Source organism: Parasphingorhabdus sp., assembly GCF_048267785.1.
Taxonomy (GTDB): domain Bacteria; phylum Pseudomonadota; class Alphaproteobacteria; order Sphingomonadales; family Sphingomonadaceae; genus Parasphingorhabdus.
Genome location: NZ_JBLWWU010000012.1, coordinates 14,753 through 34,248 on the forward strand (window position 1 = coordinate 14,753; position 19,496 = coordinate 34,248).

General features: G+C 56.5%; 18 protein-coding genes, 1 tRNA gene and 1 other RNA gene. 11 read left to right on the plus strand and 9 right to left on the minus strand.

Annotated elements, in window-relative coordinates; all coding sequences use genetic code 11:
- Positions 1-89 precede the first annotated feature (89 nt).
- From ACN0VD_RS10960 to ACN0VD_RS10980, 5 genes are all read left to right on the plus strand, one after another.
- Positions 90-755, plus strand: coding sequence for a 50S ribosomal protein L25/general stress protein Ctc (locus ACN0VD_RS10960; RefSeq protein ID WP_417594149.1), 666 nt, complete (start codon positions 90-92; stop codon positions 753-755).
- Positions 756-866: 111 nt separating this feature from the next.
- Positions 867-1,436 carry an aminoacyl-tRNA hydrolase gene (gene pth / locus ACN0VD_RS10965; protein WP_417594151.1) on the plus strand — a complete coding sequence of 190 codons (570 nt, stop codon included), beginning with the start codon at positions 867-869 and terminating at the stop codon, positions 1,434-1,436.
- 119 nt (positions 1,437-1,555) lie between these two features.
- A complete protein-coding gene (gene ychF / locus ACN0VD_RS10970) occupies positions 1,556-2,656 on the plus strand; it encodes a redox-regulated ATPase YchF (protein ID WP_417594153.1) in 1,101 nt (366 codons plus the stop codon).
- Between the two features lie 47 nt (positions 2,657-2,703).
- A complete protein-coding gene (locus ACN0VD_RS10975; protein WP_417594155.1) occupies positions 2,704-3,948 on the plus strand; it encodes an ectonucleotide pyrophosphatase/phosphodiesterase in 1,245 nt (414 codons plus the stop codon).
- Positions 3,949-3,963: 15 nt separating this feature from the next.
- Positions 3,964-4,410 carry a MaoC family dehydratase gene (locus ACN0VD_RS10980; protein WP_417594157.1) on the plus strand — a complete coding sequence of 149 codons (447 nt, stop codon included), beginning with the start codon at positions 3,964-3,966 and terminating at the stop codon, positions 4,408-4,410.
- An 18-nt stretch (positions 4,411-4,428) separates the two neighbouring features.
- On the opposite strand, the gene mutL is transcribed toward ACN0VD_RS10980, so the two are convergent.
- Entirely contained in the window at positions 4,429-6,234 is a 1,806-nt protein-coding gene (gene mutL, locus ACN0VD_RS10985; RefSeq protein ID WP_417594159.1) for a DNA mismatch repair endonuclease MutL, read from the minus strand.
- A gap of 151 nt (positions 6,235-6,385) precedes the next feature.
- Here mutL and ACN0VD_RS10990 point away from each other — a divergent pair, with 151 nt between their 5' ends.
- The 6 genes from ACN0VD_RS10990 (at position 6,386) to ACN0VD_RS11015 (ending at position 12,081) form a co-directional block, all read left to right on the plus strand.
- A complete protein-coding gene (locus ACN0VD_RS10990; protein WP_417594161.1) occupies positions 6,386-7,423 on the plus strand; it encodes a rod shape-determining protein in 1,038 nt (345 codons plus the stop codon).
- Between the two features lie 49 nt (positions 7,424-7,472).
- The gene (mreC, locus tag ACN0VD_RS10995) at positions 7,473-8,375 is read left to right on the plus strand and encodes a rod shape-determining protein MreC (RefSeq protein ID WP_417594163.1); all 903 of its coding nucleotides are present in this window, start codon (positions 7,473-7,475) and stop codon (positions 8,373-8,375) included.
- The gene (mreD, locus tag ACN0VD_RS11000) at positions 8,375-8,890 is read left to right on the plus strand and encodes a rod shape-determining protein MreD (protein ID WP_417594165.1); all 516 of its coding nucleotides are present in this window, start codon (positions 8,375-8,377) and stop codon (positions 8,888-8,890) included. The genes mreC and mreD overlap by 1 nt, the downstream gene beginning before the upstream one ends.
- Entirely contained in the window at positions 8,887-10,833 is a 1,947-nt protein-coding gene (mrdA, locus tag ACN0VD_RS11005; RefSeq protein WP_417594167.1) for a penicillin-binding protein 2, read from the plus strand. Before mreD ends, mrdA begins: the two co-directional genes overlap by 4 nt.
- 3 nt (positions 10,834-10,836) lie before the next feature.
- A complete protein-coding gene (gene rodA, locus ACN0VD_RS11010) occupies positions 10,837-11,949 on the plus strand; it encodes a rod shape-determining protein RodA (RefSeq protein ID WP_417594169.1) in 1,113 nt (370 codons plus the stop codon).
- A 56-nt stretch (positions 11,950-12,005) separates the two neighbouring features.
- Positions 12,006-12,081: transfer RNA gene (locus tag ACN0VD_RS11015), tRNA-Lys, on the plus strand.
- Positions 12,082-12,178: 97 nt separating this feature from the next.
- On the opposite strand, the gene ACN0VD_RS11020 is transcribed toward ACN0VD_RS11015, so the two are convergent.
- The 8 genes from ACN0VD_RS11020 to ACN0VD_RS11055 form a co-directional block, all read right to left on the minus strand.
- Positions 12,179-12,442 carry a DksA/TraR family C4-type zinc finger protein gene (locus ACN0VD_RS11020; protein WP_417594171.1) on the minus strand — a complete coding sequence of 88 codons (264 nt, stop codon included), beginning with the start codon at positions 12,440-12,442 and terminating at the stop codon, positions 12,179-12,181.
- 183 nt (positions 12,443-12,625) lie between these two features.
- On the minus strand, positions 12,626-12,898 hold the full coding sequence (locus ACN0VD_RS11025; RefSeq protein ID WP_417594173.1) for an HU family DNA-binding protein: 273 nt from the start codon (positions 12,896-12,898) through the stop codon (positions 12,626-12,628).
- A 239-nt stretch (positions 12,899-13,137) separates the two neighbouring features.
- A complete protein-coding gene (lon, locus tag ACN0VD_RS11030) occupies positions 13,138-15,567 on the minus strand; it encodes an endopeptidase La (protein WP_417594175.1) in 2,430 nt (809 codons plus the stop codon).
- 98 nt (positions 15,568-15,665) lie between these two features.
- Positions 15,666-16,001, minus strand: a complete 336-nt coding sequence (locus ACN0VD_RS11035) for a YbaB/EbfC family nucleoid-associated protein (protein ID WP_417594177.1) — start codon at positions 15,999-16,001, stop codon at positions 15,666-15,668.
- Between the two features lie 2 nt (positions 16,002-16,003).
- Entirely contained in the window at positions 16,004-17,743 is a 1,740-nt protein-coding gene (locus ACN0VD_RS11040; protein WP_417594179.1) for a DNA polymerase III subunit gamma/tau, read from the minus strand.
- A gap of 151 nt (positions 17,744-17,894) precedes the next feature.
- Positions 17,895-17,989, minus strand: an RNA gene (gene ffs, locus ACN0VD_RS11045) — signal recognition particle sRNA small type.
- 59 nt (positions 17,990-18,048) lie between these two features.
- Complete coding sequence (locus ACN0VD_RS11050) at positions 18,049-18,375, minus strand: 2Fe-2S iron-sulfur cluster-binding protein (protein WP_417594309.1); 327 nt, start codon at positions 18,373-18,375, stop codon at positions 18,049-18,051.
- A gap of 8 nt (positions 18,376-18,383) precedes the next feature.
- Positions 18,384-19,493, minus strand: a complete 1,110-nt coding sequence (locus tag ACN0VD_RS11055) for a cysteine desulfurase family protein (RefSeq protein WP_417594181.1) — start codon at positions 19,491-19,493, stop codon at positions 18,384-18,386.
- Positions 19,494-19,496 lie beyond the last annotated feature (3 nt).

The following is a 19,496-nucleotide window of genomic DNA, read 5'->3' on the forward strand; positions in this document are numbered from 1 at the left end:
ATTCCGACCTTATAGCGCCCTCTTTCCGACCATGAGCACCCTGGAGGCGTGGCGGAAATTTTAACAAAACCTAATTTTGGAGCAACATTATGAGTGATCAGCTGACTATTTCAGCCGAGCCACGCGAACGGGCTGGCAAGGGAGCCTCCCGTGCATTGCGTCGCGAAGGCCGTGTCCCCGCCGTTATTTATGGCGACAAGAAAGAAGCCATTGCAATCCACGTCGAAGAACGTGCTTTGAACAAACTTCTCGGCACCGGCCATTTCATGAACTCGCTGGTTCAGGTAGAAGTCGACGGGAAGAAAACCCGGACTCTGCCAAAAGATGTTGCTTTTGATCCGGTCACCGACCGTCCGCTCCATGTTGACTTCTTCCGCCTTGCGAAGGGCGCGAAGGTACAGGTCAACATTCCTGTTGTCTTCATCAACGAAGAAGCTTCGCCTGGCCTGAAACGCGGCGGCGTCATGAATGTTGTCCGTCACGAGCTCGACTTGATGTGCGATGCAGACCAGATTCCTGACCAGATCGAAATCGACGTGACCGGTCTGGAAATTGGCGATTCGATCCATATTTCCCATGTCACCCTGCCCGACGGCGCGGAAAGCGCGATCACAGATCGTGACTTCACCATTGCTGGCGTAACCGCTCCGTCCGCTCTGAAATCCTCTGACGACGAAGCCGATGAGGGCGAAGAAAGCACCGAAGAAGCTGAAGGCGAAGAAGCTGAGGGCGAAGAAGGCGGTTCCGAAGACTAGACCTTCGGTTACAAAACAATGTAACGGGAAACCGTCCATGCCGATCAAACAGGGCATGGGCGGTTTTTTGCCTTTGGAACAGCTCGGAACGAGCGGAGAGCGCGTAAATAAATGCAACTATGGGTCGGTCTTGGCAATCCGGGCGCGCAATATGCGATGCACCGGCACAATGTCGGCTTCATGGTGATCGACGCGCTTGAAGAAGTGCATGGTTTTCCCGCCCCCAAACAGAAGTTCAAGGGCTGGACGATGGAAGCGCGGCTCGGCGGCGAGAAACTGGTCCTGCTCAAGCCGGCGACCTTCATGAATGAAAGCGGGCAAAGCGTGCGCGCGGCGATGGATTTCTACAAATTGCAGCCTGAGGATGTCACCGTTTTCTACGACGAGCTTGATCTCGAACCGTTCAAGATCAAGGTCAAACGCGGTGGCGGTGCGGCTGGTCACAATGGCATCAGATCGATGATCGCCCATATCGGACCGGACTTCCGCCGGGTGCGTATCGGCATCGGCCATCCCGGCACCAAGTCAAGGGTCACCGGCCATGTGCTGGGCAATTATGCCAAGTCGGAAATTGAAGATCTGGCGGACATGCTCGGCGTGATTGCATCGGAAGCGGACTGGCTGGCCAAGGGCGACGACCCGCGGTTCATGAGCGAAGTCGCGATGCGGATGCAGGAATAGCGGGCATTTTGAATATATCATCACCCTGAACTTGATTCAGGGTCCAGAGCGTATATGCGCAAGTTTCGGACGATTTGGCACTGGTTGCTGAATCAGGTTCAGCATGACGGAGTGAATAAATGGGTTTCAAATGCGGTATCGTTGGTCTTCCCAACGTCGGAAAATCAACGCTTTTCAATGCACTGACCGAGACACAGGCAGCGCAGGCGGCGAACTATCCGTTTTGCACGATCGAGCCGAATGTCGGCCAGGTCGCGGTGCCCGATCCGCGGCTGCAGCAGATTGCCAAAATCGCCAGCAGCGCCAAGATCATCGAAACACAGCTCGCTTTTGTCGACATCGCCGGCCTGGTCAAGGGCGCGTCACAGGGCGAAGGGCTGGGCAACCAGTTTCTCGGCAATATCCGGGAAGTCGACGCGATTGTTCACGTTCTCCGCTGTTTCGAGGATGATGATATTCAGCATGTCTCGAACAAGATCGATCCAATTTCGGATGCGGAAGTGGTCGAGACCGAACTGCTGCTCTCCGATCTGGAAAGCCTCGAAAAGCGGGTTCCCGCCTTCCAGAAGAAAGCAACCAGCGGCGACAAGGAAGCGAAGATTGCCGCCAGGGTGCTGGGGCAGGCACTCGAACTGTTGCGCGAAGGCAAGCCAGCGCGGCTGACCGAGCCGGACGGCGACGAGGAACAGCGGATTTTTGATCAATCGCAACTGTTGACCGCGAAGCCGGTGCTTTATGTCTGCAATGTCGCCGAGGAAGATGCCCGGAATGGCAATGCGCTGAGCGCGGCTGTCTACGAAAAGGCCAAGGCCGAAGGCGCGGAAGCCGTGATCGTTTCTGCCGCCATCGAATCCGAACTGGTTGGCATGGAGCCCGAAGAACGCGACGAATATCTGGCTGAACTGGGACTGGACGAATCCGGCCTCGCCCGGGTCATTCGTGCTGGCTATCAGCTGCTCGACCTGCAGACCTTCTTCACCGTCGGTCCCAAGGAAGCGCGCGCATGGACCGTCCACAAGGGAGCGAAAGCACCCGAGGCCGCTGGCGAGATCCACAGCGACTTCGAGCGCGGCTTCATTCGCGCCGAAACCATTGCCTTTGATGACTATGTCGAACTCGGCGGCGAAAGCGCGGCGCGCGAAGCCGGCAAGCTTCGTCAGGAGGGCAAGGAATATGTCGCGAAAGACGGAGATATTTTCAATTTCAAATTCAATGTCTGAATTGTCATACTAGCCCGCCAGGACGTGAGCCTATGGGAGCAAAGCGCATGATTCGATCGATTTTTTCGCTGATATTGGCCAGTTTTCTGCTGGCTGGTGTGCCTGTGTATGCCGCGGTCACACCCGTGCAGGACGATATCGAATCCGAAAAAGCCGAGATACGCGATCCGGTCACGATATTGATCTCGATCGACGGGTTCCGGCCCGACTATCTCGACCGCGGGGTCACGCCCAATCTGTCCGCTCTGGCGGCAACCGGTATCTATGGTCCGATGCGCCCGTCCTTCCCGAGCAAGACCTTCCCCAATCACTGGACTCTGGTCACCGGCAAAACACCTGATCATCACGGCATTGTCGGCAACACGATGGAAGACCCCGCGCGACCCGGCGAAGTCTTCAAAATGGCGACGCAGGATCCCTTCTGGTGGAATCAGGCCGAACCGATCTGGATCACGGCTGAAAAACAGGGCATCCGCTCTGCGACCATGTTCTGGCCCGGATCGGAAGTCGATTTCAACGGCTTGCGTCCCGCCGATTGGTGGCCGTTCAACCAGAAACTGTCCAATGACCGCCGGATCAATGCTGTGGTCGACTGGATGCGGCGACCCACCGCTATCCGGCCCCGGCTGATCACGCTCTATTTCGATACCGTCGATACCGCAGGTCATTATTTCGGACCCGCACCGGGCGAAAAACTGCACGCCGCGATCGCGGACGTCGACAGCGAAATCGGCCGGCTGAAGCAGCAACTAGGCAGCATGGGGCAGCCTGCTAATTTCGTCATCGTATCGGATCACGGCATGACCGAGACCTCGCCTGAGCGGATCATCCATCTCGACCAGATCATGCCGCGCGACCAATATCATCTGGTCGAAGGCGGCAATTACGTCGGAATCGAACCACTCGAAGACAATCGCGACGCGGTACGCGCGGCCTTTATCCGCCCGCACCAACATATGGAATGCTGGGACCGCGAGAATATTCCGGCGCATTTTGCCTATGGCAAAAATCCACGGGTGCCTTCGATCTTCTGTCTGGTCGAAAGTGGCTGGGTCGGATTGCAGGACGTCCCGGAATGGATGACGGGGATCGGCGGCGGCCACGGCTATGATCATCGGGATGCCGACATGATGGCCTTTTTCCTGGCAAATGGTCCGGCTATTGAAGCCGACGGTCAGCTGCCGCTGTTCGACAATGTCGACATTTACTCTCTGGTCGCCAGACTGGCCGGCATTGCGCCGCAGCCCTCCGATGGCGATCTCGCGCCGTTTGAATCGTCACTGCTTCCCTAAAGGTAAATCTCCGCCATGCTCTATTACGAAGATATCGAGATCGGCGTCGTACAGTCCTTTGGCGAATATCCGGTCACCCGCGAAGAAGTCATAGAATTTGCCACCAAATATGACCCGCAACCGTTTCACCTGGACGACGAAGCGGCAGCGAAGACCCATTTCGGCAAATTGTCCGCCAGCGGCTGGCACACCGGCTCGATGGCGATGCGGATGATCGTGGACAATTTTAAAAAACATGAGCAGGCAGGACTGGGCTCGCCCGGCATTGATAATCTGCGCTGGATCAAGCCGGTCTTCCCCGGCGATATACTGCGCTGCGAAAGCGAGATAATCAGCAAACGCCGTTCGGAGAGCCGACCGGAAATGGGCATTACAATCGGCCGCCTGACCGTTTTCAATCAGGATGATGAGCCGGTCATGACGATGGAAAGCACCGGACTGATTGCCGTGCGCGGGGACTAGCGTTCCGGCGCTACTCCGTCACTTCCTTCCGAACAGCTTCTCGACATCTTCCAGCGCGAGCTTGACCCATGTCGGGCGGCCGTGGTTGCACTGGCCGCTATGCGGCGTCACTTCCATTTCGCGGAGCAATGCGTTCATTTCCGCAACATTGAGCACGCGCCCTGCCCTTACCGAGCCATGGCATGCCATGGTAGAAGCGACATGGTCGATCCGTTCCTTCAGGCTTAACGCCTGATCAAAAGCGCCCAGTTCGTCGGCCAGATCCGTGACCAGAGACGTCACATCGCCCGAGCCGAGCATTGCGGGCGTCGCGCGCACCAGCATGGCGGTCGGACCGAAGCGTTCCATTTCCAGCCCGAATTCCGACAATTCCGCCGCGCGCGCTTCCAGCCTGTCGCAGGCATTTTCATCCAGTTCGACGACTTCCGCCATCAGCAGCGCTTGCGAAGCGACGGTGCCGCCTTCGACCGCCTTGCGCATCCGCTCCAGCACAAGCCGCTCGTGCGCCGCATGCTGGTCGACAATCACCAGACCATCGTCGGCTTCTGCGACAATATAGGTTTTTGCCACCTGTCCGCGCGCGATACCCAAGGGATGACGTGCGGCGTCAGGCACCGGCGCGGAAGCCTCCTCCGCCTTGCCCATGAGCGGCGCAATTTCTTCGCGCGAATCAAAGCCCGAAAAACGGCTCACTCCTTCGTGCATCTGCGCGGCAGGATAAGGCTGTTGCGCTACGTTGACCCTGCCCCGATCAGTGAAAATGCTCGACTGCGGATCAGGAGCCGCCGGCTCCCTCTGCCAGTTTGACAACGCTGATTCCGCCGGTCTCTGGACCGCGCGAAATCCGCCCTCGTCAAGCGCCTTTCGCAAGCCGCTGACGATCATGCCGCGAATCATCGCCGGCTCGCGAAAGCGCACTTCGGTCTTTGCCGGATGGACGTTCACATCGACCAGTTCCGGCGGCATTTCGATGAACAGGGCCACAACCGGATGACGGTCCCGGGCGAGCATTTCCGCGTAAGCGCCGCGCACTGCTCCGACCAGCAACCGGTCCTTGACCGGGCGGCCGTTGACGAACAGGAACTGGTGATCGGCGACGCCGCGATTATAGGTTGGCAGTCCGGCGACACCGGTCAGGTGAATCTCCTCGCGTTGCAGATCAACGCCGACGCTGTTGGCGCGCAGATCGCGGCTGGTCAGCGCGGCCACCCGTTCGGGGCCGGTTTCCCCAGCCTGGACCGCAATCGCCTTGCGCCCCTGATGCTCCAGCGTAAAACCGATATCGGGCCGCGCCATGGCCAGTCGCCGGACGATATCGGTACAGGCGGCATATTCGCTTCGGGCCGTGCGGAGAAATTTGCGTCGCGCCGGCACTTTCCCGAACAGCTGTTCAACCCGGACTTTTGTTCCGGGCGGAATCGCAGTCGGCCCTTCGCGAACCAGTTCGCCATGATCGATGACGCGGGACCAGCCATCTTCGCCGGCCATACGGCTTTCTATCGTCATCCGTGCCACGCTGGCAATCGACGGCAGCGCCTCACCACGAAATCCCATGGTGGTCACCAGTTCAATCGCTTCATCCGGTAATTTCGATGTGGCATGGCGTTCGAGAGCGAGAGAAATATCATCGCGGCTCATGCCACAACCATTGTCAGAAACCTCGACCAGATCCAGTCCACCCTGTTCAAGACGAATATTGATCTGGCTTGCCCCGGCATCGATCGCATTTTCGACCAACTCCTTCAGCGCGCTGGCCGGACGCTCGACAACCTCACCGGCAGCGATCCGATTTATCAGGCTATTTGGAAGTCTTCTTATTGACATAATCGCGTTCCTAGCCCAAGCGACCTTACCAAGCGACCCCTGATTTTCTGGACGAATATCATGGTTAATTTCATGACCCGTCCAGCTTAACCAGTGCGTTGACCATTTGGTGCAGCCTGGCCTGCGAAGATAAGAAATTACGGACAAAAATATGTTTGAAAATCTGTTCAAATTCCGTTCGCAAGATTTGGCGATCGACCTCGGCACCGCGAATACGGTGGTCTATGCACGCGGCCAGGGTATCGTTCTTAATGAACCGTCGGTTGTAGCGATCGAAACCGTCAACGGTGTGAAGAAAGTCAAAGCGGTCGGTAATGACGCGAAGATGATGATGGGCAAAACGCCCGACAGCATTGAAGCCATTCGCCCGTTACGCGATGGTGTGATCGCGGATATTGATGTTGCTGAACAGATGATCAAGCATTTCATCCAGAAAGTGAATGGCAAGAGCAAGCTGTTCAGCTATCCCGAAATCGTGATCTGTGTGCCCAGCGGCTCGACCTCGGTCGAGCGCCGCGCCATTCGCGATGCCGCTTCCAACGCCGGCGCGCGACAGGTTTTCCTGATCGAAGAACCTATGGCAGCAGCCATTGGTGCCGACATGCCCGTCACCGAACCCATCGGATCGATGGTGGTGGACGTAGGCGGCGGCACGACCGAAGTTGCCGTGCTCTCGCTGCGCGGTCTGGCTTACACCACATCCGTCCGCACCGGCGGCGACAAGATGGACGAGGCGATTGTCTCTTATGTTCGCCGTCATCATAATCTGCTGATCGGCGAAACAACCGCCGAGCGGATCAAGAAAGATTTTGGCGTGGCACAGGCTCCGGCTGATGGTGTCGGTCATACTATCCATATCAAGGGCCGCGATCTGGTGAACGGCGTGCCGAAAGAAATTTCGATCAACCAGGGCCAGATTGCAGAAGCGCTTAGCGAACCTATCGGTACGATTATCGAAGGTGTTCGCATCGCGCTGGAAAATACGGCACCGGAACTGGCCGCCGATATTGTCGATCAGGGTATTGTCCTGACCGGCGGTGGCGCCCTGATTAGCGGCCTCGACGCTGCGCTGAGCGACGAAACAGGCTTGCCGGTAACGGTCGCCGAGGATCCACTCGCCTGCGTCGCTATCGGCACCGGACGGGCGATGGAAGACCCGATGTTCCGGGGCGTCCTGACCACAGCCTGAGATCGAAACGAAGATGAACCAACGATTGGAAATGAAAGGATAAACCAATATGGCGCCGCCAATCAATCGGCGTCCAGGATTTTCCAAGCGGGCGCAATATAGCATTTTCGCTAGCTATTTACTGGGCATTTTGGGAGCGATCTTGGGTCTGCTCCTCTTGCTCATCTCGTTCATCGATCCTCGCGGTTTTTCAGCTCTCCGCACAATTGGCGCAGAAACTATCGCACCGGTCAGCAAAACGCTTTCCGATATCGGTGGTGCCACGGGCAACGCCGAGGGCGAAATTTCTGCCTATTTTAACGCAGCATCGAAAAATGCCGCCATGCGACGGGAACTGGAACAGAATCGTATGGAAATCCTGGAAGCCCGAGCCCTGAAGCAGGAAAATGAACGGCTCAAACGGCTGCTGAAGCTAGACGAGGACGTGCCCGATTCCATTGCCATGGCACGTCTGATCAGCTCGACCGCTTCCAGTTCGCGCCGTATTGCGACATTGGGTGTCGGCAGTAACAGCGGACTGGAGCCCGGTCAGCCCGTACGCTCGCCGGAAGGACTGGTTGGGCGAATATTGGAAACTGGACCGACCACCGCACGCGTGCTGCTGGTATCGGACGGAAAAAATGTCACGCCGGTCCAGCGGGCCAGCGACAGCCTTCCCGCCTTTGCCACAGGACGCGGCGACGGTACGGTCGATATTCAGCCGATCAATATCGGTAGCAATCCGTTCAAGGGCGGCGATCTGTTGATTACGTCAGGCAGCGGTGGACTCTACAGTCCGGGCATTCCCGTCGCGGTCGTCATTCGCAAAACCGAGACCGGCGCCATTGGCCGGGTTCTGGCCAATCCTGCGAAGGTGAGCCACGCCATTGTTCAACCCATTTTCCAGGCCGAAACGATGCGACAGATCGGCAAAGATTCGTCCGTTGATGCAGAAGAGGAAACCGGCGAATAGTGCCCCCGTCCCGCCATTCCAATATCGGCAGGCAACCTTCCCAGCTGCGAATCAGGCTGGTACCGCCGATTACCGTTATTCTCGGTTCGATGGTTACCGCGCTTCCGATCATCACCGATTACCCGATTTTACCGCCAATGGGATTGCTTATTCTGCTCGCATGGCGCCTGATCCGTCCGGGATACTGGACGGTCTGGGCAGGATTCCCGCTGGGTTTGATCGATGATATATTCAGCGGGCAGCCTTTTGGCAGCGCTGCCTTTCTCTGGTCGGTCGTTTTCATCCTGCTCGAGGCCATTGATCGGAAGGCGGTCAACCGGGACTATTGGCAGGATTGGCTTATCGCCTCCATCGCCACTGTTTTTGTGTTATTGGGCGGTATGTTGATCGTTGATTTGCAATCGCACATGCTGCGACTGGACTTGCTGGTACCGCAGATTCTGCTGTCGATACTGCTCTATCCTTTTATTGTCCGACTGATTGGTGCCCTTGACCGTTGGCGGGTAGCATCATGAAAACGCCCAAGACCATCAGCAGCGCAATGCAGACGCTTACCTTCTCGCGGAGGGCAACGGTCATCGGTGGGTTACAGATCGGTATCGGCGTTCTGCTGGCGGGCCGGATGGCCTATATATCGGTTGCCGAGAATGAACGGTACAAGCTGCTGTCCGAAAGCAACAGGGTCAACCTCACGCTTGTCCCTCCCCGGCGTGGCTGGCTGGTCGACCGCAGCGGGAAGCCGATTGCCAACAATAAGACCGATTTTCGCGTCGATATCATTCCCGACCGGTTGCGGGACAAGAAAAAGACCGTGGCGACCTTGGCCGAATTGCTTGCCCTTGACCCGGAAGAACTAGAGCGGATCAACCGCGAACTGGAACAAGCAAGCAGTTTCCAACCGGTGCAGGTCGCGACGGGACTGGACTGGGAACAATATGCGGCCGTCAGCGTGCGGTTGCCTGACCTTCCGGGCGTTTCACCGCGTCAGGGCTTCTCGCGCAACTATCCGAGCGGACCAGCCATCGGTCATCTTGTCGGCTATGTCGGAACGGCATCGGCGGAAGATTATAAGGAAAATCCGGACCCGATATTGATCACGCCTGGCTACAAGATCGGGAAGGACGGTCTGGAAAAAATCTTCGAGGACCGCCTGCAGGGCAAGCCTGGCGCAAAGCGCGTCGAAGTAACCGCGCGCGGCAAGATTGTCAGGGAATTGAGCACCCGTCCCGATATTCCGGGCAAAGCTTTGCAACTGACACTGGATATCGATCTGCAGGAATATGCGGCCCGCCGACTGGGTGAACAATCGGGATCGGTGGTTGTTCTGGATTGCCTTAGCGGCGACATATTGACGATGACCTCGATGCCGTCCTTTGATCCGAACAGCTTCTCCGACGGTATCGGCGTTACCGAATATGGCATGCTGCGGGAAGATGATCATGTCCCGCTGCTCGACAAATCGCTCAAAAGCCTTTTCCCGCCAGGATCGACCGTAAAGCCGATGGTCGCGCTCTCCTTCCTTGAAGCCGGTTTAAGCCCCGATGAAAGCGTCAATTGCAACGGTGGTTTGCAAGTCGGCAACCGGCGTTTCCGCTGCTGGAAGCGTGGTGGCCACGGGCGAGTCGATATGGCCAAGGGCATCTACCAGAGCTGCGACGTCTATTTTTATCATTTCGCCCAGAAAATCGGTATCAATCCGATAGCCCTCATGGCCAATCGCTTGGGACTGGGCCAGAAATATCCACTCCCTGTGCTCAGCCAGTTTTACGGAACGGTTCCCGATCCCGCATGGCTGCGCAAGAAATATGACCGGGAATGGCAGGCCTATGATACCGTCAATACAACCATTGGTCAGGGCTTCATGCTGGTCAATCCGACCCAGCTTGCGGTCATGGCGGCGCGGATTGCGACCGGCAAGAATATCATGCCGCGTCTGATCCTGAACAAGAAAAAGGTACCGACAGACACATTGAACATCGATCCGGAGCATCTTCTTTATGTCCAGAAAGCGATGAGCGATGTGGTCAATGGACCGGGCACAGCCGGACGGGCGCGATTACCGATCGAAAATGTGAAGATGGCCGGAAAGACCGGTACGGCGCAGGTCGTCAATCTTGATTTTGGTCGCGGTGGCAGTGATGTGGCCTGGAAATATCGCGATCACGGTCTGTTTATCTGCTTTGCCCCCTATGACAATCCGCGCTATGCTGCGGCAGTCGTGATCGAACATGGCGGTGGATCCGGTGCCGCCTATCCTGTGGCACGCGATGTCCTCACCTACCTATATGATCGCGATAAAGCGATGGATGTTCTCACCGGTCTCGAGAAATCCTGGGGCGGCACGATCCAGGAACGAATGGATGCGAAGATGGCAGCCTATCGTGCCAAGAAGAATCTTGAGAAGGCTATGGCCGAAAAATCGGACCCGACCAAGCCCGAAGCCGGCGCCGGAGAATAGAAATTGAGTGATTTCATTCCAGCGCCGATTGCGCAGCTACCTTGGAAAACCATCCTGCTTCTGTTCGTCATGGCCAGCTTCGGCTTCATCGTCCTTTATTCGGCCGCAGGAGGCAGCCTGACGCCCTGGGCGGGCCTTCACATGGGCCGGTTCGTGATCTTCCTGGCGATGGCGGTGGTGATGTCGCGCTTCAACGAATCCTTCTGGAAGACAATGGCCTTCCCGGCTTATATTGTCATCGTCATCATGTTGCTCGGCGTGGAGCTGATCGGAGCGGTTGGCGGCGGCAGCCAGAGATGGCTCAACCTCGGTTTCATCAGGCTGCAGCCATCGGAAATAATGAAGGTCGCAATCATATTGGCGGTCGCCCGATTCTATGATCTGCTTCCCCCCAGCCAGATACGGACCTGGGGTGCCATCTGGCCGTTATTTGCCCTGCTGGCGCTCCCCTGTGCACTGATACTGCTCCAGCCCGATCTCGGCACTACAATAACCGTGTTTGCCGGTGCGCTGACGGTCGCGTTTCTGGCCGGACTACCGCTGCGGCTATTCATCGGTGGTGCCGCTGCAATCGCTATCCTGGCACCAATTGCCTATTTTTTCGGACTGGAAGAATATCAGCAACGCCGGGTCACCACTTTTCTCAATCCGGAAAATGATCCGCTGGGATCAGGATATCATATCAGCCAGTCGAAGATCGCGATCGGATCCGGTGGCCTGTTCGGCAAAGGATTTTTGAACGGCACCCAAAGCCATCTTGATTATCTGCCCGAAGGCCACACCGATTTCGTCTTTGCGACCATGGCCGAGGAATGGGGCCTGTTCGGGGGTATAGTGATCCTGTTCTGCTTCTTCCTGCTGTTTCGCTGGGGGCTGGGCGTCGCTATGAAAGCGAAGACCCGCTTCTCCCAGCTGACGGCGGCTGGACTGACAGTGACGATTTTCTTCTATGTTGCGATCAATCTGATGATGGTGATGGGCCTGGCGCCGGTCGTCGGCATTCCCCTGCCTTTTCTCAGTCATGGCGGTTCATCGATGATGACGATCATGATCTGCGTCGGCATATTGATGTCGATCGACCGCCATCCCGGTCGCGAACGGGGCGCGTTTGGATGATTTTTCACACCAATATGTTGCGTTCGTAGAATCCGACCCTATATACGCCTTCTAGTGGACGCTTAGCTCAGTTGGTAGAGCAGCTGACTCTTAATCAGCGGGTCGTGGGTTCGAACCCCTCAGCGTCTACCATTTTTCCGTAAAAGAAACCCTCCACCGGATGGTTTCCGGATAAGTCCCGGATGCCAAGTCGTACCTGACATGTCCAGATCAGCGCTCGTAACCGCCTCTAGCGGAGCTGACTGTCTTTGCTTCCCCGCCGGTTAATCCCGACATTGGCCCGGTCCGCATCGCGAGCCGACTGGCATAGCACACAGGTCCGGATCCCCGGCAAAGCGCGGCGGCGGGCTTCCGGAATTTCTTCACCGCATTCTGCGCAATATTGCGCGGCTTCCCCCGACGGCATATCGGCTCTCGCGCGTTGCACCGCGTCGGCGATCGTATCGTCAATCTGATCCTGAACTGCGCCATCACGCGCCCAACCGCCTGCCATTGACAGCTCCCCATTCTTTGAATTTGCGATATCCTGGATATACGCAGCAAAGAATGGATTACAAGCCGAGCGCGCGGCACGCACCCATAGAAAAAGGCGGGCCTCTTTTCGAGGTCCCGCCTGATTTTTCCAGAACAAAGCGCGAAAAAATGAGGGGCGAAACTCTGCCCCCCGGCTTTATTTTTAGTTTACGGCGTCTTTCAAGCCCTTGCCGGCTTTGAATTTTGCTTGTGTCGATGCAGGGATCTGCATTGGTTCACCGGTACGTGGATTACGACCGGTAGAAGCTTTACGCTTTGAAGTTGAGAATGTACCGAAGCCAACAAGACGGACTTCGCCGCCGCTGGACAATGCACTGGTGATGGAATCAAACACGGCATCTACCGCTTTGCCGGCATCGCTCTTGCTGAGGCCGCTCTGGTCCGCAACGTTACTGATAAGATCCTGTTTATTCATTATGGGTATCCCCCCTTCTCTGGTGGCAATTCTATTGAATCGCAGCTTTGTCTGGCCGCAGTAATGCGAAATTATCCGGGTGAGTCAAAGTAAAACCGCTGTTTTCTGCGCCAGACCCCCATTTTTTGCGACAAAACAAGCCAAATGACCGGTTCGGTTGCAAAGCGCCGGTCATTCTGAAGAGTTTCCCGCTGAATTTGGCCGCTATTTCCCAACAGCGACTCGGTCATCAGAATCGCTTAATGCCGCGCTGAGGACCCTGCATCGTCGGTTACCGGTGCCGTGGCGTGACTGGCCAGTTCATCGGCATCACTCCATTCAATCGGCTCCACCTTCTCGGCAAGCGCTTCGGCGAGCACTTCGTCGACATGTTTCAGGGGAATGATCTTCAGCTGCGACGTGATATTGTCCGGTATCTCGACCAGATCCTTTTCATTGTCGGCCGGGATCAGCACGGTGGTGATGCCACCCCGCAATGCCGCCAGCAGTTTTTCCTTCAGGCCACCAATCGGCAATATCCGACCGCGCAGGGTCACCTCGCCGGTCATCGCAACATCACGGCGCACGGGAATTCCCGTCAACGTGGAAACGATCGCCGTGACGATCCCGACTCCCGCAGACGGACCGTCTTTCGGCACCGCACCTTCGGGTAGATGGATGTGGATATCCTTGCGGCTGAAGAAACTCGGCTTGATTCCGTAGGATGGTGCACGCGCCTTCACGAAGGAGAGAGCGGTCTGGATCGATTCATTCATCACGTCGCCCAGCGTACCGGTGGTCTTGATCTGCCCCTTTCCGGACACGGTGACGGATTCAATCGTCAGCAGTTCACCGCCGACTTCGGTCCAGGCAAGGCCGGTAACGGCGCCAACCTGATTTTCTTCCTCACCCACACCATGGCGATATTTTCTGACGCCGGCATATTCAGCAAGATTGTCCGGCGTGATCTCCACGCTTTCATATTCCCCTTCCAATATGCGGCGAAGCGCCTTGCGCGCCAGCTTGGCAATTTCACGCTCCAATGTCCGGACACCGGCTTCGCGGGTATAATAGCGGATCAGATCGCGGAGGGCATCTTCGCGCAGGACGAACTCGCCCTTTTTCAGACCATGCGCCTCGATCTGCTTTTCGAGCAGATGGCGTTTGGCAATCTCGACCTTTTCATCTTCGGTATAGCCTTCCAGACGGATGATCTCCATCCGGTCGAGCAAGGGCTGTGGCAGATTGAGCGAGTTCGCGGTTGTCACGAACATCACGTCCGACAGATCAATGTCGACCTCAAGATAATGATCCTGGAATTTGTCATTCTGTTCCGGGTCAAGCACTTCGAGCAGCGCCGATGCCGGGTCGCCGCGGAAATCCTGTCCCAATTTGTCGATCTCATCAAGCAGGAACAAGGGATTGGACGTGCCGGCCTTCTTCAGATTGGAGACAATCTTGCCCGGCAAGGACCCAATATAGGTCCGGCGATGACCGCGGATTTCCGCTTCGTCACGCACGCCGCCGAGGGACTGACGAACAAATTCACGACCGGTCGCCCGCGCAATCGAGCGTCCAAGCGACGTCTTTCCGACGCCCGGAGGACCCACGAGGCAAAGGATCGGACCTTTCAGCTTGTTCGTGCGGGTCTGCACCGCAAGATATTCCAGAATGCGTTCCTTGACCTTTTCGAGCGCGAAATGGTCATCATCCAGCACCTTTTCAGCCTGTTTCAGATCTTTCTTGAGACGCGATTTCTTGCCCCATGGCAAGCCGAGCAGCACGTCGAGATAGTTCCGCGTGACCGTTGCCTCTGCGGACATCGGCTGCATGCCCTTAAGCTTTTTCAGCTCAGCGCCTGCCTTGGCTTTTGCTTCCTTGGAAAGCTTCATTTCCTTGATTTTCTTGCCAAGCTCGGCGAGTTCATCGCCTTCGCCATCTTCGCCGTCACCCAGTTCCTTCTGGATCGCCTTCATCTGCTCGTTGAGATAATATTCGCGCTGGGTCTTTTCCATCTGGCGCTTCACCCGACCGCGGATTTTCTTCTCGACCTGCAACACGCCCAGTTCGCCTTCCATGAAGGCAAAAACCATTTCGAGCCGTTTGACGGGATCGCTCTCCATCAACAGGCTCTGCTTGTCAGAAACCTTCACATTGATATTGGCAGCCACCGCATCGGCAAGGCGGGCAGCATCGTCGATCTCACCCAGTTGGACCACCGTTTCAGCGGGCATTTTCTTGTTGAGCTTGGAATAATTTTCAAACTGGTCGACCACCGAGCGCATCAGAGCAGATGCTTGCGCACCTTCGGCGACCTGCTCTTCGAGCAATTCCACTTCGGCCAATACATAGCCGTCGGACTTTTCATCGAGAGACAGATGCCTTGCGCGCTGTTTACCTTCAACCAGAACGCGGACGGTGCCGTCGGGCAGTTTCAACAGTTGCAGCACCGTTGCCACGACACCAAGATCATAGAGTTGATCGCGCACAGGATCATCCTCTGCCGGATCAAGCTGCGCGACAAGGAAGATTTCCTTGTCCGCATCCATCGCTTTTTCCAGTGCGACGACCGATTTGTCACGACCGACAAACAGCGGCACGATCATATTCGGAAACACCACAATGTCGCGTAGTGGCAACAGCGGCAGGGCCTTGGATTCAGGCGTAGGATTTACTTCAGACTCGGACATTTTTACTCCAACATGTTGCGCTGCAACAGCGCTTCTGTTCACTATATGGTGCCTGCTGGAGACACTTCAAGCGGAATGCGCTGGAATGGATCACCGGCCTAAAACGGCAGTTTAAAACCTGGGGGTAACTGCATACCGCTGGTCATTTTTCCCATTTCCTCGCTGCTTACCGTATCAGCGCGATTACGGGCATCGTTGAATGCGGCAGCGACGAGGTCCTCAAGCATCTGCTTTTCTTCGACCTTCATCAGACTGTCATCTATTGCCACCGAAAGGACTCTGCCTTTGGCGGTTGCCTTGACCTTTACCAGCCCGCCCCCGGCCTGCCCTTCAACTTCAAGGCTATCGAGCTTCTTTTGCGCCTCTTCCATCTGGGTCTGGACCTGTTGCGCCGCTTCCTGCGCGGCTTTCATCATTTCTTCCATCGATTTCATCGCTATGCGCTCCTTGATTCTTGTGGGCGAGGATCTTCATCCTCCAGCAAAATGGCATCGGGAAAGGCTTCAAACGCAGCCTTCACCATCGGGGCGTCCAATATCGCCTGACGCTCCGCGTTTCTGATCTGCTCTTCCTGTTCGACAAGGCTCGGCTGCGCCTCGCCCTGCCCTTCGGTGAACTTCCAGTCCTGTCCCGTTTCCTGACGCAGCGCATCGGTGATCTTTCGGATATCGGCATCGGCAATCGCACGGACCGGCTGATAAACGACATTAGGTGGATCAAGCGATATCAGACGCATGTCGGCAATCAATATGCTCTCCAGGACAGCGGAAACCCGACCAACCGCTTTGACGACGTCGGAAAACTGGTCGGGAAGCGCACTGGCTCGGGGTTCTTGAGAGGAAACCGGTGCTGAAACAGCAGTTGGAGCAGGGTTTATCTGCGCGACAGGCGCGGCCATCGGCGGAGGCGGTACTGCCTGTGGGGCTTGCGGTGCGCTGGCAGTCGCCGTCGCCCCCTGCTCCAGCATTTTCGCGAGCTTCCCCGGATCCGGCATATCGGCGGCACAGAGCACCCGGAGTAGCGCCATTTCACAGGCTTCCCGCGGCAGGTGCGCTTGTTGGACTTCCTGATAGCCTTTGAGCAAGAGTTGCCAAAGCCGATGCAAAACCGGATAGGAAAGCTGCTCTGCCCAATCGGAAAACTGTTGTTTGGCGCTGTTTGACAGAGTCGGATCGCTGGCACGACCGACCTTGAACAAAGTGACCTGATGCGACAATGAAAGCAGCCCGTTGATAAGCGACAACGGCTCCACACCGATTCTATATTGTTCGGCAATAGCGTCCAGAAGCTCCGCAGAATCGCCTTCCAGCAATTTTGCAAAAAGCCGGCGGACTGCACCGCGATCAGACAGGCCAAGCATATCCCTGATCTGCGCTGCCTTGACCTCGCCGTCGCCATCCATATCGGCATGGGCAATCGCCTGGTCGAGAATTGAAAGACCGTCGCGAACGGACCCCTCTGCGGCCTGAGCGATCAAATCGAGCGCTTCCTGCTCAGCGGTCACCCCTTCCTTGCCAACAATCATCCCGAAATGTGCCGAGAGTTGATCGGCGCTGATCCGTTTCAGGTCAAAACGCTGACAGCGAGACAGAACGGTGATCGGTACCTTGTGGACTTCGGTGGTCGCGAAAATAAACTTCACATGCGCTGGTGGCTCTTCAAGCGTCTTGAGCAACGCATTGAAGGCATTTTTCGACAACATGTGTACTTCGTCGATGATGTAGATTTTATAGCGCGCCGAAACCGATGAATAGCGCACCGCTTCGATAATTTCGCGGACGTCATCGACGCCGGTATGGCTGGCGGCATCCATTTCGATCACATCGATAAAGCTGCCCTCGGCAATGCTGCGGCACGGTTCGCACTGCCCGCAAGGATCGATCGTCGGTCCGCCCTGCCCGTCTTCGCCAATGCAGTTTAGGGCCTTGGCAATCAGCCTGGCGGTTGATGTCTTGCCCACACCCCGGACGCCGGTCATCAGGAATGCGTGGGCAAGGCGATCCCGCTTGATCGCATTGCCGAGCGTCTGGACCATCGCGTCCTGCCCGATCAGTTCGGAAAATTTCGATGGACGGTATTTGCGCGCCAATACGCGATAGGGCTGCGCCGCACCGGGCGCCAATTGGTCCGGGGCCTCGACGCCGCCAGCAGCAAATATATCTTGTGAATCGGACATGCAGGATGAGTTTAGGCGAGAGCCATCGGCTTGTCGAAGGCTATTAAGCCTCATTTTCAAGTCTGACCGAAAATAGGGAAAAAATTCACCGAACCGCTGATTTTTGATGGGTTTAAAGTTTTCGGCGACCATCAGTTCATCGGGGCGCATTAAAGTAGGAGCCGGGCGACCCGCAGAAAAATCGTTACGGCTGCTTCCTTCCGGACCTGACCGGGTTGGCGACGACTGCGTCCACCCGACTCCCGCTGCGCATATGGTGGCAGTCCAGTAAAAATGCAAGCCGTTAGATAACCACCGGCTGATCCCTAGAGAACCTGCATATTACGACTTTCCTGAGGGATATGAACGGTCAGGCCATCGAGGTCCGGCGTCAGAATAATCTGGCAGGCGAGACGGCTGGTTCGACGCGCACCCGCGGCGAGATCCAGCATATCCTCTTCCATCTCGGTCGCGGCAGGCAATTTGTCAAAATCTGTAGCCTTGACAATCACATGGCAGGTCGAGCAGGCCATTTGCCCTTCACAAGTTCCTTCAAGCGGCTGATCATGAATTTGCGCAACGGTGAGCAGATTATCGCCTTCGGATGCTTCGGCCGAAACGATTTTACCATCCGACCCGACAAAATGGACCATGATTTTTTTCACGATAGCTGTTTCTCCGCCGCTTCATTGATCAGGTGCGCTGCCTGTTCGACCTCTTCTACACTGTTGTAGCGCCCAAAACCCAGACGAATAGAGGATTTGATCTGAACCGGTGTCAGGCCGAGTGCCGCCAACACATGGCTCGGGCGTCCCGAGCCGCTGGCACAGGCTGATCCGGCAGAAAAAGCCACACCACGCACATCCGACATCAGGCGACCGACATCCAGTCCGTCGCGGCGGATATTGAGATTGCCAGGATAGCGCTGATCGAGCGATCCGTTCACCGTCCAGTCGCCAAACAGACGATGGGCTGTTTCGGCGAGAGTGATGATATGGGCCATATCCGCCACCCGGCGTTCTTCACAAATTTTTGCAGCTGCTCCGAGTCCGATGCACAATGCAGGAGACAGCGTACCCGATCGAATGCCCTGCTCCTGTCCGCCACCATGAATTAGTGGTGGCACGTCAATGTCGTCCCGAACCCAGAGCGCGCCAATGCCTTTCGGGCCGTAAATCTTATGTCCCGAAAGAGCGATCATATCCGGCTGTTCGGGTACGTCTATCCGTCCAAACCCCTGCACCGCATCACAAAGCATCAGCGCGCCAGAGCGATGCGCCCGTTCCGCAATTTTTCCGACCGGCTGAATGACACCAATCTCGTTATTGACCAACATCGCTCCAACAAGCGCGGTTTTCGGGCTGAGATATGCTTCCATATCTTCCATTTTAACCAGCCCTTGCGGATCCACAGGCAGCAGTGTCGTTTCGTAACCTTGGCGACCATACCACAATGCGGTGTCGCGCACTGCTGCATGTTCGGTATCAACAACGGCAATCTTCTCCCGTCCCTGCCCGAACATCGATTTTACCGCACCGAGAGCCATATTGATCGCTTCGGTCGCGCTGCCGGTAAAAATCACCCGTCCTCCACCGGGCAGCATGGCGGCAACCTGCTCACGCGCCACTTCCACCGCAGCAGCAGCCTGACGCCCCATTACATGGGAACTGTGCGGATTGCCGAAATTCTCTTTCAGCCATGGCAACATTGCATCAAGGGCCTCGGGAGCGAGCGGCGTGGTTGCCTGATTGTCCAGATAGATGATGCTCATTGA